This is a genomic window from Dryocola clanedunensis (assembly GCF_038405435.1).
Lineage (GTDB): Bacteria > Pseudomonadota > Gammaproteobacteria > Enterobacterales > Enterobacteriaceae > Dryocola > Dryocola clanedunensis_A.
Map to the genome: position 1 here is coordinate 1 of NZ_JBBYHZ010000110.1, position 637 is coordinate 637.

The 637-nt window shown below is 67.2% G+C and carries 1 protein-coding gene; it reads right to left on the reverse strand.

What is annotated here, in order from left to right:
• Nucleotides 1-406 (reverse strand): GMC family oxidoreductase (locus AAE045_RS23710; protein WP_455549756.1); only part of this gene is annotated, 406 nt, incomplete at its 3' end.
• Between the last annotated feature and the right edge of the window lie 231 nt (nt 407-637).

Sequence of the window (637 nt, forward strand, 5' to 3'; positions counted from 1 at the left end):
GGAACTGGCTGGCACCGAGGTGATAGTCCTCGCTTTTCTTGAACAGCGGAAGGACGTTCTGCCAGCGCCAGCTGTCGTCACCCGTGACTTCGGCCCAGTGATCGTAATCACGCGCCTGGCCACGCATGTAGATCATGCCGTTGATGGAAGAGCAGCCGCCCAGCACCTTGCCGCGTGGCCACCACAGGCGACGGCCGCCGAGCGCGGGCTCGGGCTCGGTGTCCAGGTTCCAGTTGATGCGGCGGTTGTTGACCAGCCGCGCCAACCCGGCCGGCATGTGGATGAACGGGTTGGTGTCGCGCGGGCCGGCTTCCAGCAGCAGCACCCGGCAGGCAGGGTCTACGCTGAGCCGGTTGGCCAGCACGCAGCCGGCCGAGCCGGCACCAATGACGATGTAGTCGTACATGCCGCTCCTGGACGGGGTGCCCGCCGAGCATAAGGCAGGTTGCCCCGCGCAGGGGCTGCAGCATCGGCCACGCAGCGTTGCGCAGGTGGCCGCGCCCAACGCTGGCGATGTTGCGGTGCATCGTTTACCTTGCGCGCTTCCCTGCCCGGAGTTTCCACGATGCCGCCGTTGTCACGCCGCCCAAGCCGGGAGTGGGTGCGATGAGTGCTGCCGCAACAGCACCGGTGCAAT